17 protein-coding genes and 1 pseudogene are annotated in these 20,392 nt (G+C 51.5%); 8 read left to right on the top strand and 10 right to left on the bottom strand.

The genetic code is table 11. The features are described 5' to 3' along the window. From OGV98_RS16595 to cobO, 6 genes are all read left to right on the top strand, one after another. On the top strand, positions 1 to 1,371 hold the full coding sequence (locus OGV98_RS16595) for an acyclic terpene utilization AtuA family protein (protein WP_003022951.1): 1,371 nt from the start codon (positions 1 to 3) through the stop codon (positions 1,369 to 1,371). After that, positions 1,368 to 1,685 carry a DUF4387 domain-containing protein gene (locus OGV98_RS16590; RefSeq protein ID WP_008320068.1) on the top strand — a complete coding sequence of 106 codons (318 nt, stop codon included), beginning with the start codon at positions 1,368 to 1,370 and terminating at the stop codon, positions 1,683 to 1,685. The genes OGV98_RS16595 and OGV98_RS16590 overlap by 4 nt, the downstream gene beginning before the upstream one ends. 168 nt (positions 1,686 to 1,853) lie before the next feature. After that, positions 1,854 to 3,158, top strand: a complete 1,305-nt coding sequence (locus OGV98_RS16585; protein ID WP_003022946.1) for a dicarboxylate/amino acid:cation symporter — start codon at positions 1,854 to 1,856, stop codon at positions 3,156 to 3,158. A gap of 125 nt (positions 3,159 to 3,283) precedes the next feature. Further along, positions 3,284 to 4,285, top strand: a complete 1,002-nt coding sequence (gene glsA, locus OGV98_RS16580) for a glutaminase A (RefSeq protein ID WP_003022944.1) — start codon at positions 3,284 to 3,286, stop codon at positions 4,283 to 4,285. A 60-nt stretch (positions 4,286 to 4,345) separates the two neighbouring features. Next, positions 4,346 to 5,998 carry a class I fumarate hydratase gene (locus tag OGV98_RS16575; protein ID WP_003022941.1) on the top strand — a complete coding sequence of 551 codons (1,653 nt, stop codon included), beginning with the start codon at positions 4,346 to 4,348 and terminating at the stop codon, positions 5,996 to 5,998. A 9-nt stretch (positions 5,999 to 6,007) separates the two neighbouring features. Further along, positions 6,008 to 6,610 (top strand): cob(I)yrinic acid a,c-diamide adenosyltransferase, encoded by a 603-nt coding sequence (gene cobO / locus OGV98_RS16570; protein ID WP_044701041.1) that lies wholly within the window; start codon positions 6,008 to 6,010, stop codon positions 6,608 to 6,610. An 82-nt stretch (positions 6,611 to 6,692) separates the two neighbouring features. Here cobO and OGV98_RS16565 read toward each other — a convergent pair whose 3' ends face one another. Then, on the bottom strand, positions 6,693 to 7,595 hold the full coding sequence (locus OGV98_RS16565) for a LysR substrate-binding domain-containing protein (protein WP_003022936.1): 903 nt from the start codon (positions 7,593 to 7,595) through the stop codon (positions 6,693 to 6,695). A 405-nt stretch (positions 7,596 to 8,000) separates the two neighbouring features. Between OGV98_RS16565 and cobA the strand changes: the two genes are divergently transcribed. Continuing rightward, on the top strand, positions 8,001 to 8,789 hold the full coding sequence (gene cobA, locus OGV98_RS16560) for a uroporphyrinogen-III C-methyltransferase (protein WP_202580678.1): 789 nt from the start codon (positions 8,001 to 8,003) through the stop codon (positions 8,787 to 8,789). On the opposite strand, the gene OGV98_RS16555 is transcribed toward cobA, so the two are convergent. From OGV98_RS16555 to sdhC, 9 genes are all read right to left on the bottom strand, one after another. Then, a complete protein-coding gene (locus tag OGV98_RS16555) occupies positions 8,768 to 9,658 on the bottom strand; it encodes a PocR ligand-binding domain-containing protein (RefSeq protein ID WP_049014667.1) in 891 nt (296 codons plus the stop codon). The genes cobA and OGV98_RS16555 overlap by 22 nt on opposite strands. Positions 9,659 to 9,883: 225 nt before the next feature. Continuing rightward, positions 9,884 to 10,753, bottom strand: coding sequence for a succinate--CoA ligase subunit alpha (gene sucD, locus OGV98_RS16550; protein ID WP_003022929.1), 870 nt, complete (start codon positions 10,751 to 10,753; stop codon positions 9,884 to 9,886). Then, the gene (gene sucC, locus OGV98_RS16545; RefSeq protein WP_003022927.1) at positions 10,753 to 11,919 is read right to left on the bottom strand and encodes an ADP-forming succinate--CoA ligase subunit beta; all 1,167 of its coding nucleotides are present in this window, start codon (positions 11,917 to 11,919) and stop codon (positions 10,753 to 10,755) included. The genes sucD and sucC overlap by 1 nt, the downstream gene beginning before the upstream one ends. Before the next feature lie 90 nt (positions 11,920 to 12,009). Continuing rightward, entirely contained in the window at positions 12,010 to 13,233 is a 1,224-nt protein-coding gene (gene odhB / locus OGV98_RS16540) for a 2-oxoglutarate dehydrogenase complex dihydrolipoyllysine-residue succinyltransferase (protein WP_003022925.1), read from the bottom strand. 14 nt (positions 13,234 to 13,247) lie between these two features. Then, positions 13,248 to 16,049 (bottom strand): 2-oxoglutarate dehydrogenase E1 component, encoded by a 2,802-nt coding sequence (gene sucA / locus OGV98_RS16535; RefSeq protein ID WP_003022923.1) that lies wholly within the window; start codon positions 16,047 to 16,049, stop codon positions 13,248 to 13,250. 403 nt (positions 16,050 to 16,452) lie between these two features. After that, positions 16,453 to 17,169, bottom strand: a complete 717-nt coding sequence (gene sdhB / locus OGV98_RS16530) for a succinate dehydrogenase iron-sulfur subunit SdhB (RefSeq protein ID WP_003022921.1) — start codon at positions 17,167 to 17,169, stop codon at positions 16,453 to 16,455. Positions 17,170 to 17,184: 15 nt separating this feature from the next. Further along, entirely contained in the window at positions 17,185 to 18,951 is a 1,767-nt protein-coding gene (gene sdhA, locus OGV98_RS16525) for a succinate dehydrogenase flavoprotein subunit (protein ID WP_003022919.1), read from the bottom strand. Beyond that, complete coding sequence (gene sdhD / locus OGV98_RS16520; RefSeq protein WP_003022916.1) at positions 18,951 to 19,298, bottom strand: succinate dehydrogenase membrane anchor subunit; 348 nt, start codon at positions 19,296 to 19,298, stop codon at positions 18,951 to 18,953. Before sdhD ends, sdhA begins: the two co-directional genes overlap by 1 nt. Next, positions 19,292 to 19,696 (bottom strand): succinate dehydrogenase cytochrome b556 subunit, encoded by a 405-nt coding sequence (sdhC, locus tag OGV98_RS16515; RefSeq protein ID WP_202580679.1) that lies wholly within the window; start codon positions 19,694 to 19,696, stop codon positions 19,292 to 19,294. The genes sdhD and sdhC overlap by 7 nt, the downstream gene beginning before the upstream one ends. A 383-nt stretch (positions 19,697 to 20,079) precedes the next feature. Between sdhC and OGV98_RS16510 the strand changes: the two are divergent. After that, positions 20,080 to 20,190 (top strand): annotated as a pseudogene (locus tag OGV98_RS16510) (hypothetical protein). The last annotated feature ends 202 nt before the right edge of the window (positions 20,191 to 20,392 follow it).

Raw genomic sequence — 20,392 nt, 5'->3', positions numbered from 1 at the left:
ATGGCACGCACATTTAAGATCTTATCGCCTACGGCTATCCTGGGTTATGGCTTCCCGGAAGAAAGTTTTCGTAAAGCCATGGAAGAGTCACCGGATCTTATTGCTGTTGACGCAGGTTCCTCCGATCCTGGCCCCCACTACCTGGGGGCAGGTAAACCCTTTACTGACAGGGCCGGTGTGAAACGCGATCTGCGCTATATGATTGTGGCAGGCGTTAAGAACAACATCCCGGTAGTGATCGGCACAGCCGGTGGTTCTGGCGCAGCTCCGCATCTGGAGTGGTGTCGCCAAATAATCCATGAGATCGCGCAGGAAGAAAAACTGTCTTTCTCAATGGCGCTAATTCCGTCTGATGTCGACAAAGAAATCGTTCATCAGGCACTGGATAACGGCAAAATCACCGCGCTCGATTTTGTGCCTGAACTGACTCACGAGGCCATTGAAGAGAGCACCTACATTGTCGCGCAGATGGGCGTCGAGCCTTTCCAGCGTGCGCTGAAAGCCGGTGCACAGGTGGTCCTGGGCGGACGAGCCTACGATCCGGCCTGCTTCGCCGCGCTGCCGATTATGCAGGGCTTTGATGAAGGTCTGGCGCTTCATTGCGGTAAGATCCTTGAGTGTGCTGCCATTGCCGCCACCCCTGGCTCCGGCTCCGATTGTGCGATGGGGATTATCGACGACAACGGCTTTACGCTGAAGGCGTTCAATCCCAAGCGTAAGTTCACTGAAACTTCTGCTGCGGCGCACACCCTGTACGAGAAGTCAGATCCTTACTTCCTGCCAGGGCCAGGCGGTGTGCTGAACCTAAAAGCGTGCACCTTTACCCAGGTTAACGAGGGTGAAGTGTATGTCAGCGGTTCACGCCATGAAGAAACACCGTATGCGTTGAAACTGGAAGGTGCACGCCAGGTTGGCTTCCGTTGCCTGACCATCGCCGGAACACGCGACCCGATTATGATTGCCGGGATTGACACGATTCTTGAAGAGGTACAGGCAAGCGTTGCACGTAACCTCTCCCTGAATGACGACAGTATCCGCATGACGTTCCACTTGTACGGTAAGAACGGTGTGATGGGCAACCATGAGCCGATGAAAACTGCGGGCCATGAACTGGGAATTTTACTGGATGTCGTTGCGCCGACGCAGGACATAGCCAACAGCGTTTGCTCGCTGGTGCGCTCTACCCTGCTGCACTACGGCTATGAAAATCGCATTGCGACTGCGGGCAACCTCGCCTTCCCGTTCTCGCCATCTGATATTCAGAGTGGGCCGGTGTATGAGTTCTCGATCTATCACCTGATTGAAGCGAGTGATGCGCTGCGTTTTGATTTCCACATTGAACAGGTGACGCCAGAAGGAGTTCAGGCATGAAACACTCAATTTGTTCACTGGCACAAGTTATTCGCTCGAAAAACGCCGGACCGTACGAACTGGTTTTAGATATTTTATTTAAAACCCGGGAAGATTATCAGCGCGTAAAACGCTCAGAGCAATTAACACCGCAGCTTATTGCCGGTTTATATAACGTTAAACCTGACTTTATTCACAATATTGTATGGTTCGATCCGGCGAATGCCGTAAAAATCGTCATGCCGCGCGATATTATTTCCGGTAACGTCGGTGACAATGATGTTTATGGTGCACAGCAACACGCACCATTATTAAGTATTGAGTTCGACTTGTAACAAAAAACACAATAACAACCATTGGGGCACAGAATTCAGCTGTATCACAGTGCTTCGAATTATTCATGCGGTTGGTCACAACAGGCGTGCGTCTAAGCTGCTGTCCAGGCTCAGGCGCACGCCACCCTACACAATTCCAATTACCAACCTTTATCCGATGGAGTACACATGAAGAAAATAAGTTTAACGAAGATGATCATATTAGGCCTGATACTCGGCATGATTGCCGGGGTGGCCATAAATAATATGGCCGCGGCTGAAACAGCAAAATCTTATGCAGCAGACATTTCCATTTTTACCACTATATTCTTACGTATGGTGAAAATGATTATCGCACCATTGGTTATTTCAACTCTGGTTGTGGGTATTGCCAAAATGGGCGATGCTAAAACGCTGGGACGTATATTTTCGAAAACCTTCTTCCTGTTTATTTGCGCGTCATTGCTGTCAATCGCGCTGGGTCTGGTTATCGTAAATATCTTCCAGCCAGGCGCAGGTATCAACTTTGTGCCACATGATGTCGGCGCTGTTGCCGCCGTTAAGTCAGAGCCATTCACGCTGAAAGTGTTCATCTCACACGCGGTACCGACCAGTATTGTCGATGCGATGGCGCGTAACGAAATTCTTCAGATCGTCGTGTTCTCAATCTTCCTTGGTTGCAGCCTCGCTGCGATTGGTGAAAAAGCCGACCCTATTGTGAAAGTGCTGGATTCACTGGTGCACGTGATGCTGAAGCTGACGGGTTACGTCATGCTGTTTGCGCCACTGACCGTTTTTGCCGCTATTTCAGGTCTGATTGCCGAACGTGGTCTGGGTGTGATGGTTAGCGCCGGGATCTTCATGGGTGAGTTCTACCTGACGCTGGGTATGCTGTGGGCGATCCTGATTGGCCTGTCTACTATGATCGTCGGGCCTTGCATCGCACGGTTAACTAAATCAATCCTCGAACCCGCTCTGCTGGCCTTTACCACTTCAAGCTCTGAAGCCGCCTTCCCGGGTACGCTGGACAAGCTGGAAAAATTCGGTGTTTCTTCAAAAATCGCCAGCTTCGTTCTGCCTATCGGTTACTCCTTTAACCTGGTCGGCTCCATGGCTTATTGCTCCTTTGCCACTGTCTTTATTGCTCAGGCGTGCAACATCGAACTGAGCATGGGCGAGCAAATTACCATGCTGTTAATTCTGATGCTGACTTCTAAAGGGATGGCGGGTGTACCGCGTGCCTCGATGGTCGTTATCGCCGCTACCCTGAACCAGTTCAACATTCCGGAAGCGGGTTTGATCCTTCTGATGGGCGTCGATCCGTTCCTCGATATGGGTCGTTCCGCTACCAACGTCATGAGTAACGCCATGGGCGCTGCCATTGTGGGCCGTTGGGAAGGCGAACACTTCGGCCAGGGTTGCCGTGGAACTGCGCCAGTGAAGTCACCGGAACAGGAACGCCCGGTTACCGAAACGGAAGTCGCTTTGTCCTGATACTACGTTATTGCCGGATGGCGCTTGCGCTTATCCGGCCTACATAACGTTTAACTATCCGTAGGCCGGATTAGGCGGTACGCCGCCATCCGGCATCAAGATGAGCACACCAACAGGAACGCACAATGAATAAAACAATTATCGGCGTGAGTCTCTTTTCTTTCAGCGTCTTGTTTAGCGCAACCACATTCGCGCAAACCACGCCCGACTACGCCAAGCTGATAGAACAGGCTCATCAGAAGTACAAAAGTAATAACGATGGAAAAGTCGCCGACTACATCCCTGCTCTGGCGACCTATAGCCCGAAAAATTTTGCCATCACCATTGCGACGGTGGACGGCAAGATCTACCAGGTTGGCGATGTTAACAAACCTTTCCCAATGGAATCCCTGAGTAAAGTGTTCACCATGGCGCTCGCCATGGAGCAGCACGGTCCACAGGTAGTGCTGGATAAACTTGGCGCCAATGCCACCGGCATGCCGTTCAACTCAGGTTTGGCCGTTGAACTGACCAAAGGCGCGCCTGAAAACCCACTGGTAAACGCCGGGGCCATGAGCACCGTTAGCCTGATTGAAGCCAAAGACAAAACCGATCGTTGGAACAAAATCCTCGACAACCTGAACGTCTGGGCCGACGCCACTCTCACCGTAAACGAACCGGTTTTCAAATCTGAAATGGAAACCAACCAGCACAATCAGGCGCTGGCCAAACTGATGGAATCCTATAACAGCTTCTATGGCAACACTGACGAAGCCGTTGAAATTTATACCCGCCAGTGCTCGGTGGATATCACCGTTGAGCAACTGGCCAAAATGGGTGCCGTACTGGCGAACAAAGGCAAATCTCCGTTCAACGGCAAACAGTTGCTGAATGAGAAATATGTTCCACAGGTACTGGCAGAAATGGCAATTGCCGGACTGTACGACGGCAGCGGTAAATGGCTGTACACCGTTGGCATTCCGGCGAAAAGCGGCGTCGGCGGCGGCATGGTTGCCGTCGTCCCAGGCGAATATGCGATTGCGGTCTATTCTCCGCCGCTTGATGAAGCCGGAAACAGCGTTCGTGCCCAAAAAACTATCGAATATGTCGCCGAAGCGACAAAAGCCAACGTCTTTTTAGCCAAATAACTTTACGCCGGATGGCACATTGCTTATCCGGCAAACAATACGAAGAGGTGAGAAGTAAACATGTCTAAACCATTTGTCTGGCAGGAACTCTTTGTTCAGAGTAAAGATAGTACCGAATATGAATTACTCAGTAACCAGCACGTTACGGTAACGGAGTTAGACGGAGAGGAAGTTATCAAGGTTGCACCGGAAGCGTTAACCTTGTTAGCACAGCAGGCGTTTTATGAGGCTTCATTTTTCCTGCGCGCCGGACATTTAAAACAGATTGCCAGCATTTTGCACGACCCACAGGCCAGCGGTAACGATAAGTACGTCGCATTGCAGCTGCTGCGCAATGCAGAGGTTTCAGCTAAAGGTGTACTGCCTAACTGCCAGGACACCGGGACGGCAACCATTGTGGCCTGCAAAGGACAACATGTCTGGACAGGCGGCGATGACGCCGAAGCCTTAAGCAAAGGCGTGTATACCACCTTCACCGAAAACAATCTGCGTTACTCGCAAAATGCCCCGCTGGACATGTATACCGAGGTCAATACTCAGACAAACCTGCCGGCGCAAATCGACATCAGCGCCACGCCGGGCAATGAATATAAATTCCTGTTCGTCAACAAAGGCGGCGGTTCTGCCAATAAGGCGGCGTTATTCCAGGAAACCAAATCCATTCTGCAGCCGGAAAAGCTCACCGCGTTCCTGATCGAAAAAATGAAATCACTGGGTACAGCCGCTTGTCCGCCGTATCACATCGCTTTTGTGGTTGGGGGCTTATCCGCCGACCAGACGCTGAAAGTCGCCAAACTGGCTTCAACCAAATATTACGATAATCTGCCCACCAGCGGGAACGAGCTGGGCCAGGCGTTCCGTGATACGGCGCTGGAAGCCGAGTTGCTCAATGCCAGCCGTGAGTTTGGCATCGGGGCGCAGTTTGGCGGCAAATACTTTGCCCACGATATTCGCGTAATTCGCTTACCGCGCCACGGCGGCTCCTGCCCAATCGCGATGGCCCTCTCCTGCTCTGCCGACCGCAATATTAAAGCCAAAATTAATAAACACGGTATCTGGCTGGAAAAACTCGAGCATAATCCGGGCAAATTTATCCCCGATTCTCACCGGGTAGAAAACGGCGCCCAGACCGTACAACTGGATCTGAACCGTCCGCTGCGCGAGATCCTGCATGATCTCTCCGCCTTGCCCATTGGTACACGTCTGTCGTTAAGCGGCCCGATTGTTGTGGCTCGCGATATCGCTCACGCGAACATCAAAGCGCGACTGGATAACGGTGAACCGATGCCGGAATACATGAAAAAGCATATCGTTTACTATGCTGGTCCAGCCAAAACCCCGGAAAATCAGGCCTGTGGCTCAATGGGACCCACCACCGGCGGGCGCATGGATGGGTATGTCGATGCTTTCCAGGCACAAGGCGGCAGCCTCATTATGCTCACCAAAGGTAACCGCAGCCAGCAGGTCACTGATGCCTGTCACAAACACGGTGGATTTAGCCTCGGCAGCATTGGCGGTGCCGCAGCCCTACTGGCGCAACAGTACGTGAAGAGTCTGCAGTGTCTTGAATATCCAGAACTGGGAATGGAAGCGGTGTGGATGATGGAAGTTAAAAATATGCCCGCCTTCGTATTAGTGGATGACAAAGGTAATAACTTCTTCAGCCAGTTCGAGCAGCAGCATCGCTGCGCAACCTGTCCGGCAGGGCATTAAGGAGTTTCCATGGAAGCGCGCGCCAATAACGACAGACACCGTCAGCGTCAGCAGAAGCTGAAAGAGCAGGTTGATACCCGCGTAGCGGCGGCAACGGAGAAGAAAGGGATCCTGATTGTCTTCACCGGCAACGGAAAAGGAAAATCCACCGCAGCCTTTGGCACGGCAACGCGCGCAGTGGGTCACGGAAAAACCGTTGGCATCGCGCAGTTTATTAAAGGTCAGTGGGATAATGGTGAGTACAACACACTGCAACCGCTCGGCGTCGAATTCCATATTATGGGTACCGGATTTACCTGGGAAACCCAAAATCGGCAAGCAGATATCGAGGCGGCAACAATTGTCTGGCAGGAAAGTAAGCGCATGCTGGCTGATGCGCATTACGATCTAGTGGTGCTGGATGAACTCACCTACATGCTGGCTTACCACTATCTGGATACGCAAGAGGTTATCAGCGCCATCGAAAATCGTCCTGCCGGTCAGAGCGTTATCGTCACAGGACGCGGATGCCATACGCTGTTACTGGAACTGGCCGATACGGTCAGTGAAATACGCCCGGTCAAACACGCGTTTGACCGCGGTATTCAGGCACAGATTGGGATCGACTGGTAGCCGTTCTTTTGCCGGATAACGATGCTAACGCGTCTTATCCGGCCTACCCATCGTTGTAGGCCTGATAAGGCATAAGCCACCCTCAGGCAGCCGATACTACGGACTTACTGAGCAACCAGTTGCGGAAAATCTGTAAATGCTCGGATTCCGATTTTTCTTCACGCCATGTCATAATAAATCGATTTCCGGTACGCATCGGAACATCGCAAGGAATGACCATATCGCCACTGTCCAGATCGTGCTGAATGGCAAAACGCGGGAGCAGCGCAACGCCCAGATTAGAGCGGACCGCCGCGATCAGCATCGATAACAAATCAAATCTCGGACCTTTATTCACCAGCGGACTGCTGACATCTGACAGCGCAAACCATTCCTGCCAACCTTTGATACGCGTGCTTTGGTGCAATAGCGGGAATTCGTTTAGTAATTCGTTTACCGCCAGTTTTCGTTCCGGTTCGGCCAGCAAACAGCGACTGCATACCGGCAGAATCTCCTCTTCAAACAGGTACTCAACCCCTGACCATGGCGAATAAAAGTCTTCGCGCATGATTGCCGCGTCATACTCTCGATTGAGAAAATCACCAATATTCGCCAGGGAATGAATGTTCACGATAATATCAGGATTAAGTTTGTTAAATTCCCGCAGGTTTGGGATCAGCCAGTGCGTGCTGAACGTCGGATTCACCGCCAGCTCAATAACCTGTACCGTCGGCTGCCAGGTCATTATCGTCGTCGTATCTCGTTCAAGCTTATTTAACGTTTCTTTAACGATGCTTAAATAGTGTTTGCCCGCCGCATTTAAAAAAATGCGTTTTTTGGCGTGATTAAATAGCGCGGTATTGAGAAAATCCTCCAGTGCATTTACCTGGCGGAAAACAGCACTTTGTGTTAGGGCCAGCTCTTCAGCTGCCCGGGTATAACTTTCGTGACGCGCAACAACTTCAAAAGTTACCAGCAACTCCGTCTTAGGTATTTTTCCTCTCATAACCTCTTCCATATGCAGCGTGCAAAAATAGTTTAATTTATAAAAAATAATTCAAGACACCCAGATAAGCATCGAGAGTTATATTTTATTTCATCCATTAATGTCATTGATCCAATCCATGATTTGCTCACACTGATGGTGGATGAATATTAACCAATAATACTTAAGGGAAACAATAAACACAATTTAAATAAGGTTAAACTTAAGCAAATAGTGCCAATAAGTTCTTAATAATTTTTCAAGTCATCTTGTTTATTGCAGAAAAAACTTTGCGAGATTAATCAATATTATCAGTGCGATAATTTTGGATAATTTCACGTTATAACTTACGGGCAAACGACTGCTTTTTATCATTCCTTGATGTAGTTTCTGCCTTTTTTTGATCGATGTGATAAAGGACACAATGTGAAAACTTTCGGAAAGGTCTGGCTCGTTGGGGCAGGTCCCGGTGATATTTCATTGCTCACCCTCAAAGCAATGATGTGCATTAAACAGGCTGATGTCATTATTTACGATCGGCTGGTCAATCCTAAAATTTTGGAATGGGCATTACCAGATTGCATGCTTATCAATGTCGGCAAAAACCCAGGCTTCCATTGTGTACCCCAAGATGAAATCAATGCGCTGCTTGTCCAGTATGCCCAAACTCACAATAATATTGTACGCCTGAAAAGTGGCGATCCGTATGTTTTTGGACGCGGGGCTGAAGAAGTTGAGGATCTCGTCGAGACGGGCATCCCGTTTGAAGTGGTGCCGGGTATCAGCTCAACCATTGGTGGCCTGACCTATGCCGGGATTCCGGTAACACACCGCGATTTCGCCTCGGGGTTTCACGTAGTTACCGGCCATACACGGGAGGGCAACCAACAGCAGGACTGGCGTCAACTGGCAAAACTGAATGGTACGCTGGTTATCGTCATGGGCATCGCCAATCTGGCGTTTATCTGTGAGGAATTATTGATGGGTGGAAAATCAGCAGATACGCCTGCAGCGCTAATTATGTCTGCCACCCGCGATAATCAGCGCCGACTGACCTGTACGCTCGGTTCACTACTGAGCAAGGCGCAGGAAGCTAACATCCTTCCCCCTGCACTGATAGTGATTGGTGATGTGGTAACCCTGAGCGATCGGCTCTCTTTTATCCCTGAAGCCTTCAAGCTGCCAGAAAACCTTTACTGTGAGAGTCTGGCATGACGAAAAGACTGGGGCGACGTTTGATGCGCCGCCCGGAAAACGCGGCAAAAGTAGCTGGTTTGTGCGTATTGGAGTTTCCGGGCAATGCTGTCTATGGAATGAACGGGATCGTGCAATAACTCTCCCGCTTTTTGCATTTTTTTCTGATTCACCCAGGTTTTAAAGTTAACGCCCTGCCGTTTCTTAAAAAAACGGCTGAAATAGTTTGCGCTTAAGCAGACGTGAGCTGCTACGGATTCAAGGGATAATTCACCATACAAATTCTCATCGATATAACGCAACGCTGCCAGTAGCTTTTTCTCGTGTCGGGAAGGTTCTGTAAAATAATGACGCATGTAACTGGTCGCTGGGATAACAATCTCATCAGATTGTTGTTCTGTCTCAAAATTATCAATAATAAAATTCAATAAATTTGCTGATGCCACCAGCGTATTATTATCGACTACCGCCACCTTACTCCATTCAGTTTTTATTTTTGGTTCATCCATCCATGAGTATTCATTATCAATAATGATAGTTTTATATTCCTGATATTTTGCCCGCACCTGCCCACAGAGCATAAAACCGTACAGATTCCCCTCGCGAATTAATGGCATAGAAAACAGACTTAGCCCCGCATGACAGCTGAGTATTCTGGGTTTAAGGTGTTTTAATCCTTCAAAAGCACAATACTTGTCACACTTTTGACAACTCACACAATAGCGTTCATCCGCCCGCATTAATGTGCAGAACGAATTAAAATTATGACAATCCGAGAGAATTTTTCCGGTAACATCAACCACGACGGTGGCTAATCCAGTCGCACTGGAAAATACCTTTGCTATTGAGAAAAAACGTTGTAGGTAATCATCCTGAATTTTCAACGACACGGTATCCTCCGGCATTAATGAAATTAAAGCCGGTAATATGCAGAATTTAATCAAGAGAAAGAATGATGTTCACCGCAAAAAATAATCTCATTTATGCAGATGATTATGAGTAATTTGCAAGATTCAGATAACTAAAAATAAAAAAAGGCCATCATCAGATGGCCAACCATGTCGAAACGGGACCAGCCCTTGACTACGCAGAGAGTCAGGGCTGTTTTTTATTTATTACTTAATAACGGTTTTCAGCGCTTCGCCGATATCGGCCAGGCTACGAACAGTTTTCACGCCTGCGGCTTCCAGCGCAGCGAATTTCTCATCCGCCGTACCTTTCCCACCTGCGATGATCGCACCCGCGTGACCCATACGCTTACCTTTCGGTGCAGTCACACCCGCGATGTAACCCACAACCGGCTTGGTTACATGATCTTTAATGTATGCAGCGGCTTCTTCTTCTGCACTACCGCCGATTTCACCGATCATGACGATCGCTTCGGTCTGCGGATCTTCCTGGAACAGCTTCAGGATGTCGATGAAGTTAGAGCCTGGGATCGGGTCACCACCGATGCCCACACAGGTGGACTGGCCGAAACCGTAGTCGGTAGTCTGCTTAACCGCTTCATAGGTCAGGGTACCTGAACGGGAAACGATACCCACTTTACCCGGCTTGTGAATGTGGCCCGGCATGATGCCGATTTTGCACTCGCCCGGGGTGATCACACCTGGGCAGTTCGGGCCGATCATGCGCACGCCAGCTTCATCCAGCTTCACCTTCACGGTCAGCATATCCAGCGTCGGGATGCCTTCGGTGATGGTGATAATCAGTTTGATACCAGCATCAATCGCTTCCAGTATGGAGTCTTTGCAGAACGGTGCCGGAACGTAGATAACGGTGGCGGTAGCGCCAGTCGCTTCTACAGCTTCACGCACGGTGTTGAACACCGGCAGGCCCAGGTGCGTGGTGCCGCCTTTACCTGGCGTTACGCCGCCAACCATCTGAGTACCGTAAGCAATCGCTTGTTCGGAGTGGAATGTCCCCTGGCTACCGGTGAAGCCCTGGCAGATAACCTTGGTATCTTTATTAATTAAAACTGACATTATTTCCCCTCCACTGCGGCAACAACCTGCTGAGCTGCATCCGTCAGACTTTTCGCTGCAATAATATTCAGGCCACTATCAGCCAGTTTTTTCGCGCCGAGTTCAGCGTTATTACCTTCCAGACGTACCACGACCGGAACGTTTACACCTACTTCTGCTACCGCGCCGATGATACCGTCGGCGATCAGGTCGCAACGTACGATACCGCCGAAGATGTTAACCAGTACGGCTTTAACATTGTCATCAGAGAGGATAATTTTGAACGCTTCGGTTACACGCTCTTTGGTCGCACCGCCACCAACGTCGAGGAAGTTAGCCGGTTCGCCGCCGTGCAGCTTAACGATGTCCATGGTGCCCATTGCCAGGCCCGCACCGTTAACCATACAACCGATGTTGCCATCGAGCGCAACGTAGTTCAGTTCCCACTGCGCAGCCTGCGCTTCACGCGGATCTTCCTGAGACTGGTCGCGCATTTCGCGCAGGTCAGCCTGGCGGAACAGCGCGTTGCCGTCAGCGCCCAGTTTGCCGTCGAGGCAGATCAGGTCACCCTGTTTGGTGACAACCAGCGGGTTGATTTCGATCAGCGCCAGGTCGCGCTCCAGGAAGATAGTCGCCAGACCCATGAAGATCTTGGTGAACTGCTGAACCTGTTTACCTTCCAGACCCAGTTTGAACGCCAGCTCGCGCCCCTGGTAAGGCATCGGGCCTGCCAGCGGATCGAGCGCCACTTTGTGGATCAGGTGCGGGGTTTCTTCCGCTACTTTTTCGATTTCCACGCCACCTTCGGTAGAGGCCATGAAGACCACGCGACGGGAGCTACGGTCAACAACTGCGCCGAGGTAAAGTTCTTTACCAATGTCGGTCGCGGCTTCAACCAGAATCTGATTTACCGGTTGGCCATGAGCGTCTGTCTGGTAAGTCACCAGACGTTTACCCAGCCAGTGTTCAGCAAAAGCGCGAATGTCTTCTTTGCTGTTCACAACCTTCACACCGCCCGCTTTACCGCGGCCACCAGCGTGAACCTGACATTTCACTACCCACGGGCCAGCGCCGATTTTTGAAGCGGCTTCTTCTGCTTCACGCGGAGTAGTACAGGCATAACCCACCGGTGCCGGTAAGCCATAGCGGGCAAAAAGTTGTTTTGCCTGATATTCATGTAAGTTCATGTGTTCTGTCCATCCTTCAGGTAATCGTTATCTTTTACCCGTAGGTCTGATAGGCATCCAGACCTACGGGGCAGGTGATACTCTTATTAACTACACGTCCAGCAGCAGACGCGTTGGATCTTCCAGCAACTCTTTAATGGTTACCAGGAAGCCTACTGACTCACGACCATCGATCAGACGGTGGTCATAAGACAGCGCCAGATACATCATCGGCAGGATTTCAACCTTGCCGTCTACCGCCATCGGACGATCTTTGATGGCATGCATACCCAGGATGGCACTCTGCGGTGGGTTGATGATCGGCGTGGACATCAGGGAACCGAACACACCACCGTTAGTGATGGTGAAGTTACCGCCCGTCAGATCTTCAACCGTCAACTTGCCGTCGCGACCTTTAACTGCCAATTCTTTAATGTTCTTCTCGATGTCTGCCATACCCAGCAGATCCACATCACGCAGGACCGGCGTGACCAGGCCACGCGGCGTGGAGACCGCCATGCTGACATCAAAGTAGTTGTGATAAACCACGTCATCGCCGTCGATGGACGCGTTCACTTCCGGATAGCGTTTCAGCGCTTCAACTACCGCTTTCACGTAGAAAGACATAAAGCCCAGACGGATACCGTGGCGTTTCTCGAATGCATCACCGTATTGCTTACGCAGGTCCATGATTGGCTTCATGTTGACTTCGTTGAAGGTGGTCAGCATGGCGGTGGAATTTTTCGCTTCCAGCAGACGCTCGGCTACGCGTTTGCGCAGACGGGTCATCGGAACACGTTTTTCGCCACGCGCGCCCAGTTGAGCCTGTGGTGCAGGTGCTGCTGCCGGCGCTTTTGCTTCGGCTTTCGCAGCCGGGGCTTTCGCCAGATGTTTTTCAACATCTTCACGCGTGATACGACCGCCGACACCGGTGCCGTTGATAGCGCTGGCTTCGAGGTTATGCTCACCCAGCAGGCGACGGATCGCCGGGCTCAGGGCATCGTTGTTCTGCTCAGCAAGAGACGCCTGCTGGCGCTGTGCCGGAGTAGAATCTTTCTCTTCAGACTTAGCGCTGGTTTCTTTACCGGTGCTGTTGCCTTCACGCAGGCGACCAAGGATCTGGCGAGAAGTGACGGTTGTCCCTTCATCTTCCAGAACCGCATCAAGAATACCGTCCGCTGATGCCGGTACTTCCAGTACCACTTTGTCAGTTTCGATTTCTACCAGTACTTCATCACGACGTACTGCATCGCCCGGTTTTTTGTGCCAGGTTGCAACCGTTGCATCCGCTACGGATTCAGGCAGGTCGGGAACAAGAATATCTACGCTACTCATTATTTATCCTTTATTTAATCGACGTTCAGCGCGTCATTTACCAGATCTTGTTGCTGCTTCTGGTGAACGGACATATACCCTACTGCCGGAGAGGCAGAGGCCGGGCGACCTGCATAACGCAGAGCTGACCCAAATGGAATTACTTCACGGAAATGATGCTGGCTGCAGTACCATGCGCCCTGGTTGAGCGGCTCTTCCTGGCACCAGACAAAATCATGTACATGAGCAAACGGTTTCAGCGCTTCCTGCACCGCTTTATGCGGGAACGGATAGAGCTGTTCGATGCGCACAATGGCAACATCTTTTTGGTCGTTCTTGCGGCGTTGCTCCAGCAGGTCGTAATAAACCTTACCAGAACACATCACGACACGCTTCACGCCTTTCGGATCAAGTTCATCGACTTCGCCAATGGCTGGCAGGAAGGTGCCATTTGCCAGTTCGTCCAGCGTAGACACCGCCAACGGATGACGCAGCAGCGACTTCGGTGACATCACCACCAGCGGACGGCGCATACCGCGCAGCGCCTGACGACGCAGCATGTGGTAGACCTGTGCCGGGGTAGACGGGACGCAAACCTGCATGTTTTGCTCAGCGCAAAGTTGCAGATAACGTTCCAGACGCGCGGAGGAGTGCTCCGGACCCTGACCTTCGTAGCCGTGCGGCAGCAGCATCACCAGACCGCACATACGGCCCCATTTCTGCTCGCCGGAAGAGATGAACTGGTCGATAACCACCTGCGCACCGTTGGCGAAGTCGCCGAACTGCGCTTCCCAGATGGTCAGCGTGCGCGGTTCTGCCGTGGCATAACCGTATTCAAACGCCAGTACCGCTTCTTCAGACAGTACGGAGTCCCATACGCGGAACGTGCCCTGACCGTTATGCACATGCTGCAGCGGCGTGTAGGTTGAACCGTTAGCCTGATTATGAATGACCGCGTGACGGTGGAAGAAGGTTCCGCGACCGGAGTCTTCACCCGACAGACGAACCGGAATGCCTTCGTCAACCAGCGTGGCGTAAGCCAGATTCTCTGCACCACCCCAGTCGAATAGCTTCTCGCCTGCGGCCATGGCCTGACGGTCGCCGTAAATTTTGGCAACACGCGACTGCATTTCAACGGCTTCAGGCACGGTGCTGATGCGTTTTGCCAGCTCCTGCAGACGCTTCATCTCAACCTTGTTCGGGTAGCTTTCGTCCCACTCGTGGTTGAGGTACGGCGACCAGGTGAAGGAGTGCATGTTCATTGGACGCCACTCTTTCACCACGCATTCACCAGCATCCAGCGCATCACGGTACAGATTGACCATTTCGGTCGCATCTTCCAGCGTGGCGACTTTGTCCGCTTCCAGCTTGTCAGCGTAGATTTTACGCGGGGTCGGATGCTTTTTGATTTTCTGATACATCAGCGGCTGGGTTGCGCTCGGCTCGTCGGCTTCGTTGTGGCCGTGACGGCGGTAGCACACCAGATCGATGAACACATCGCGTTTGAAGGTGTTACGGAAATCCAGAGCCAGACGCGTCACGAAAGCGACCGCTTCCGGGTCATCCGCGTTAACGTGGAAGATTGGTGCCTGAACCATCTTACCGATGTCGGTGCAGTACGGCGTAGAACGCGCATCCAACGGGTTAGAGGTAGTAAAGCCAACCTGGTTGTTAATGACGATACGCACGGTACCGCCCACTTCGTAACCACGCGCTTTCGACATGTTCAGGGTTTCCTGAACCACGCCCTGCCCGGTTACCGCCGCATCGCCGTGGATGGTGATTGGCAGTACTTTATTGCTGCTCGGCTCGTCCAGACGATCCAGGCGTGCACGTACGGAGCCGATAACCACCGGGCTAACGATTTCCAGGTGCGACGGGTTAAACGCCAGCGCCAGGTGTACCAGACCGCCTTCGGTTTCGATATCAGACGAGAAGCCCATGTGGTACTTCACGTCACCGGTGCCGAGGTGTTCTTTATGTTTGCCCGCAAATTCGTCGAACAGTTCCTGCGGGCGTTTGCCCAGTACGTTAACCAGAACGTTCAGACGACCACGGTGCGCCATGCCCAACACCACTTCACGGGTACCGCTGTTACCAGCGTGACGGATCATCTCTTTGAGCATTGGGATTAACGCATCACCGCCTTCCAGCGAGAAGCGTTTCGCGCCCGGGAACTTAGCGCCCAGGTAGCGTTCCAGACCTTCTGCTGCGGTCAGTTCGCTCAGGAAGCGTTTCTTCTCTTCGCTACTGAATGCGGCACGGCCAGACTCGATACGCTGTTGAAGCCAGCGTTTTTCTTCGGTGCTGGTGATGTGCATATACTCGGCGCCAATTGGGCCGCAGTAGGTTTGTTTCAGCGCAACAACCAGGTCGCTCAGCTTCATGGTGTCTTTGCCGCCGGCAAAAGAACCTACGTTAAAGCTTTCCTGGAAATCCGCATCGGTCAGATCGTGGAAAGACGGGTCCAGATCGGCCACATTTTCTTGCTGCCACAGTCCCAGCGGATCAAGATTCGCATGCTGATGACCGCGGAAACGGTAGGCGTTAATGAGCTGCAGGACTTTAACCTGCTTCACATTGGCATCAGGGTCGGAGATAGAAGAAGAGTAACGTGGAGTAATCAACGCCTGCCGACGGAAATAATCACGTGTTTTTGAGTGGAGTTGATCCGGTTTGACTCCGGTACCAGGTAACTGCTGGAACGTCGAACGCCAGTTAGCATCTACCGAGTCAGGGTCGGTTAAGAAGTCTTCATAGAGCTGTTCTATCCAGCTCTGGTTAGAACCAGAGAGGTAAGAAGAGTCCAACCAGGCTTTCAAAGCGCTGTTCTGCATCGTGATCCCTTAAGCATCTTTTCTGCTTATTTAATACTCTAAATAGATCGCGTTTCAGGAAGGTGGCAAGCTTGCGAATCCCTGGGAGCTTACATCCAGTAAGTGACCAGGGTGAGCAAGTGCAGCCAACGCACATGCAACGTGAACTATGACGAGTATTTCGCCGTGGATACTACCACGCACACCGATGTGCGTGCCGGGGTTCACTTGTTGCGGACTGTCGTGTCATCTGCGTCCGCTAAGGAACCTTTAAAAACTGTCTAATAATCTTCGCTGTTCAGGCTACGACTGCGTTGCGGTCTTGTCTCGCTCTGAACATCTCGATTATTACTACTCATATGGCAGTTTTTAGAGGTTTCCTGTACTACCGGGGAATCACTTCCCCGGCAACGACTACAAAAACTTACGCACTACGTTTGAGCAGCATCGACTTAATATGGCCGATGGCGCGCGTCGGGTTCAGTCCTTTAGGACATACGCTGACGCAGTTCATGATGCTATGACAGCGGAATACGCTGAAAGCGTCACTTAAACCTTCCAGGCGGCTGTCGGTCTCGGTATCGCGGCTATCAATTAAGAAGCGATACGCGGCCAGCAGGCCTGCCGGGCCAATAAACTTGTCCGGATTCCACCAGAATGATGGGCAGGACGTTGAGCAGCATGCACACAAAATACATTCATACAGCCCATCGAGCTTCTCACGCTGCTCAGGCATTTGTAAATGCTCACGAGCCGGCGGATTTTTCCCATTATTCAACAAGTAAGGCTTAATCTTCTCATACTGTGCGTAGAATTGCCCCATGTCTACCACCAAATCGCGCACAACCGGTAAACCCGGCAGCGGGCGAATGACAATTTTCTTGCCCGGCTGATTCAGCGCAGAAATAGGTGTGATACAGGCCAGTCCATTTTTGCCGTTCATATTCAGACCGTCGGAGCCGCAGACCCCTTCACGGCAGGAGCGGCGGAACGACAGAGACGGATCTTTTTCTTTCAGCTGCATCAATGCATCCAGCAGCATCATGTCGCGCCCTTCTTCCGCCTCCAGGGTGTAATCCTGCATACGCGGAGCGTCGTCAACATCCGGGTTATAGCGATAAACTGAAAACTCGAGTTTCATTGTCCTGTCTCCGCATTAATAAGTACGAATCTTCGGCGGGAATGCCGGGCGCAGCTTCGGTTCCATATTGACTTGACGTCGCGTCATGGATTCCGACTCTGGCAGGTACAGGGAATGGCACAGCCAGTTTTCATCATCACGTTCCGGGAAGTCGAAGCGGCTATGCGCGCCACGGCTTTCGGTACGGAAGTTTGCAGATACTGCAGTGGCGTACGCGGTCTCCATCAGGTTATCCAGCTCCAGACACTCAACGCGCTGGGTGTTGAACTCGCTGGAGGTATCGTCCAGACGGGCATTTTTCAGGCGTTCGCGAATCGCTTTCAGCTCTTCCAGACCTTTCGCCATCGCATCGCCTTCGCGGAAAACCGAGAAGTTATGCTGCATACATTCTTGCAGCGCTTTGCGAATCGCCACCGGGTCTTCACCGTTACGGTTACCGTTCCAGCGGTTCAGTCGTGCCAGAGAAGCATCGATTTCATCTTCGGTCGCATCCAGCAGGTCACCCTGCTCAGCGATAGATTCCTGCAGATGCAGACCCACCGCACGACCAAACACCACCAGGTCCAGCAGCGAGTTACCGCCGAGACGGTTGGCGCCGTGAACCGATACGCAGGCGATTTCACCTACCGCAAACAGTCCCGGGATCACCACATCTTCGCCCTGCTCATTCACAGTCAGCGCCTGGCCAGTAACTTTGGTCGGAATACCGCCCATCATATAGTGGCAGGTTGGGATAACCGGAATCGGCTCTTTAACCGGGTCAACGTGAGCAAAGGTACGGGACAGTTCGAGAATGCCCGGCAGACGGGATTCCAGCACTTCTTTACCCAGGTGGTCGAGTTTCAGCTTAGCGTGCGGACCCCACGGGCCGTCGCAGCCGCGACCTTCACGGATTTCGATCATGATGGAACGCGCCACCACGTCACGACCCGCAAGGTCTTTCGCATTCGGGGCATAACGCTCCATGAAGCGCTCACCGTGTTTGTTCAGCAGGTAGCCACCTTCACCACGGCAGCCTTCTGTGACCAGAACGCCCGCACCGGCGATACCGGTTGGGTGGAACTGCCACATTTCCATATCCTGCACCGGCACGCCAGCGCGAATAGCCATACCAACACCGTCACCAGTATTGATGTGGGCATTGGTGGTGGACTGATAAATACGGCCAGCACCGCCGGTCGCCAGCACGGTCGCACGGGCTTTGAAGTAAACTACCTCACCGGTTTCAATACACAACGCGGTACAACCGACAATCGCGCCATCGGCATTTTTTACCAGATCCAGCGCATACCATTCTGAGAAGATGGTGGTATGGTTTTTCAGGTTCTGCTGATACAGCGTGTGCAACAGCGCATGACCGGTACGGTCTGCTGCTGCCGCAGTACGTGCCGCTTGCTCACCGCCGAAGTTCTTCGACTGGCCGCCAAACGGACGTTGATAAATTGTGCCATTGTCGAGGCGAGAGAACGGCAGCCCCATGTGGTCCAGTTCCAGAATCGCTTCCGGACCGGTTTTACACATATATTCAATAGCGTCCTGGTCACCAATGTAGTCCGACCCTTTAACGGTGTCGTACATGTGCCATTCCCAGTTATCTTCATGGGTATTACCGAGCGCAACGGTGATGCCACCCTGCGCGGATACGGTATGGGAACGGGTTGGGAAAACTTTAGAGAGCAGCGCACAAGTCTGCCCGCTCTGGGAAATTTGCAGCGCCGCGCGCATACCTGCGCCGCCGGCACCAATCACAACAGCATCAAATTCTCTGACTGGCAGTTTCATTACACACCCCACACCACAACAAATCCATAAATGACGTAAACCACCAGCGCAACAACGATAGCCAGTTGCAGAATCAGGCGCACAGCCAGAGGTTTAACGTAGTCGGTCAACACCTGCCACATGCCGATCCAGGCATGAATCAAGATGGAGAAAAGTGCCAGCAGGGTGAAGACTTTGGTGAATGCCGATGAGAAGAAACCGGTCCAGACTTCATACGTCAGCTCGCCGCTGGTGGCGAAGAAACCGACCATAAAGATGATGTATAACGTCAGAACGATAGCGGTAGCACGGACCAGAATGAAGTCATGTACGCCGTTGCGTCCTAATGCGGAGGCGTTGCTTACCATACGAGGACTCCTGCGAGAAGTGAAAGCACGACAATGATAACGAAACAAATTTTGGCGGAGCGTGTCCCTGCTTCGAGGGTTTCTTCGATATAGCCAAAATCCATCAACAGATGGCGAATGCCCATTACGGAGTGATATGCCAGCGCAATCAGGATCCCCCACAGAATTAACTCCACAAAGAAGTTATTCATAATGGATGACGCGGTGAGGAAACCTTCAGGGGAGGAAAGGCTGGTACCCAATAACCACAACAGAATCCCGACCGCCACGAAGGTGATCACTCCGGATACGCGATGGAGAATGGACGCTATCGCCGTGATTGGGAACCGGATCGTTTGCAGATCCAGATTGACAGGTCTTTGTTTTTTCACATTTCTTATCATGAATAACGCCCACATGCTGTTCTTATTATTCCCTTTAGACTTCGGGTACAGAAGATGAAGACACCTGTAGCCTGAAAGACGACGGGATTTCCTTCCTCCGGTCTGCGTGCGGGTCAGACAGCGTCCTTACTATAACTACGCGTCATATAAAACACTGCTTCCAGATGCTAAAACGACACGTTACAACGCTGGTTGGCTCGGGATTGCAGGGTATTCCGGAGACCTGGCGGCAGTATAGGACGTTCACAAAATCATTACAATTAACCTACATATAGTTTGTCGGGTTTTATCCCGAACAGTGACATAGGTCACGATAACAACATTATTTTAATTTTTAATCATCTGATTTGACAATCATTAAACAAAGTTGTTACAAACGACACCAGAAAAAGCATATAATGCGTAAAAGTTATGGGGTCACTCTTTCACCGGAGATTTAGTTATGTAACAGTGTGGAAGTATTGACCAATACCTTCAGGACAGTTATTAGTGATAGACAGGTTAAATAATTCGGATTGCTAAGTTCTTGATTTGCAGTTTATTCGCCATAAAAAGACCGTTTTACCTGCAAGCGCCCATAGCTCTGTACCCAGGTCATCCCCTCTTTCGCAGAGCGGCGAGCCAAATAACAAACTGGTAACGGTTTATTGATGCACGAAGGCAAATTTGAGTTCCGGCAGTCTTAAGCAATAAGGCGCTAAGGAGACCGTA

It is taken from the genome of Citrobacter sp. Cf136 (assembly GCF_030333815.1).
Taxonomy (GTDB): Bacteria; Pseudomonadota; Gammaproteobacteria; order Enterobacterales; family Enterobacteriaceae; genus Citrobacter; species Citrobacter freundii.
Note: the sequence above shows the minus strand (reverse complement) of the source record. Positions and strands in the feature narration are given on the sequence as shown.

Coding starts and splice junctions, on each gene's coding strand:
- glsA (WP_003022944.1), top strand. CDS start 3,284: ATGAATAAAACAATTATCGGCGTGAGTCTCTTTTCTTTCAGCGTCTTG.
- OGV98_RS16585 (WP_003022946.1), top strand. CDS start 1,854: ATGAAGAAAATAAGTTTAACGAAGATGATCATATTAGGCCTGATACTC.
- OGV98_RS16575 (WP_003022941.1), top strand. CDS start 4,346: ATGTCTAAACCATTTGTCTGGCAGGAACTCTTTGTTCAGAGTAAAGAT.
- sucA (WP_003022923.1), bottom strand. CDS start 16,049: ATGCAGAACAGCGCTTTGAAAGCCTGGTTGGACTCTTCTTACCTCTCT.
- sdhD (WP_003022916.1), bottom strand. CDS start 19,298: ATGGTAAGCAACGCCTCCGCATTAGGACGCAACGGCGTACATGACTTC.
- cobO (WP_044701041.1), top strand. CDS start 6,008: ATGGAAGCGCGCGCCAATAACGACAGACACCGTCAGCGTCAGCAGAAG.
- OGV98_RS16565 (WP_003022936.1), bottom strand. CDS start 7,595: ATGAGAGGAAAAATACCTAAGACGGAGTTGCTGGTAACTTTTGAAGTT.
- odhB (WP_003022925.1), bottom strand. CDS start 13,233: ATGAGTAGCGTAGATATTCTTGTTCCCGACCTGCCTGAATCCGTAGCG.
- sdhB (WP_003022921.1), bottom strand. CDS start 17,169: ATGAAACTCGAGTTTTCAGTTTATCGCTATAACCCGGATGTTGACGAC.
- sucC (WP_003022927.1), bottom strand. CDS start 11,919: ATGAACTTACATGAATATCAGGCAAAACAACTTTTTGCCCGCTATGGC.
- sdhC (WP_202580679.1), bottom strand. CDS start 19,696: ATGTGGGCGTTATTCATGATAAGAAATGTGAAAAAACAAAGACCTGTC.
- OGV98_RS16595 (WP_003022951.1), top strand. CDS start 1: ATGGCACGCACATTTAAGATCTTATCGCCTACGGCTATCCTGGGTTAT.
- OGV98_RS16590 (WP_008320068.1), top strand. CDS start 1,368: ATGAAACACTCAATTTGTTCACTGGCACAAGTTATTCGCTCGAAAAAC.
- sucD (WP_003022929.1), bottom strand. CDS start 10,753: ATGTCAGTTTTAATTAATAAAGATACCAAGGTTATCTGCCAGGGCTTC.
- sdhA (WP_003022919.1), bottom strand. CDS start 18,951: ATGAAACTGCCAGTCAGAGAATTTGATGCTGTTGTGATTGGTGCCGGC.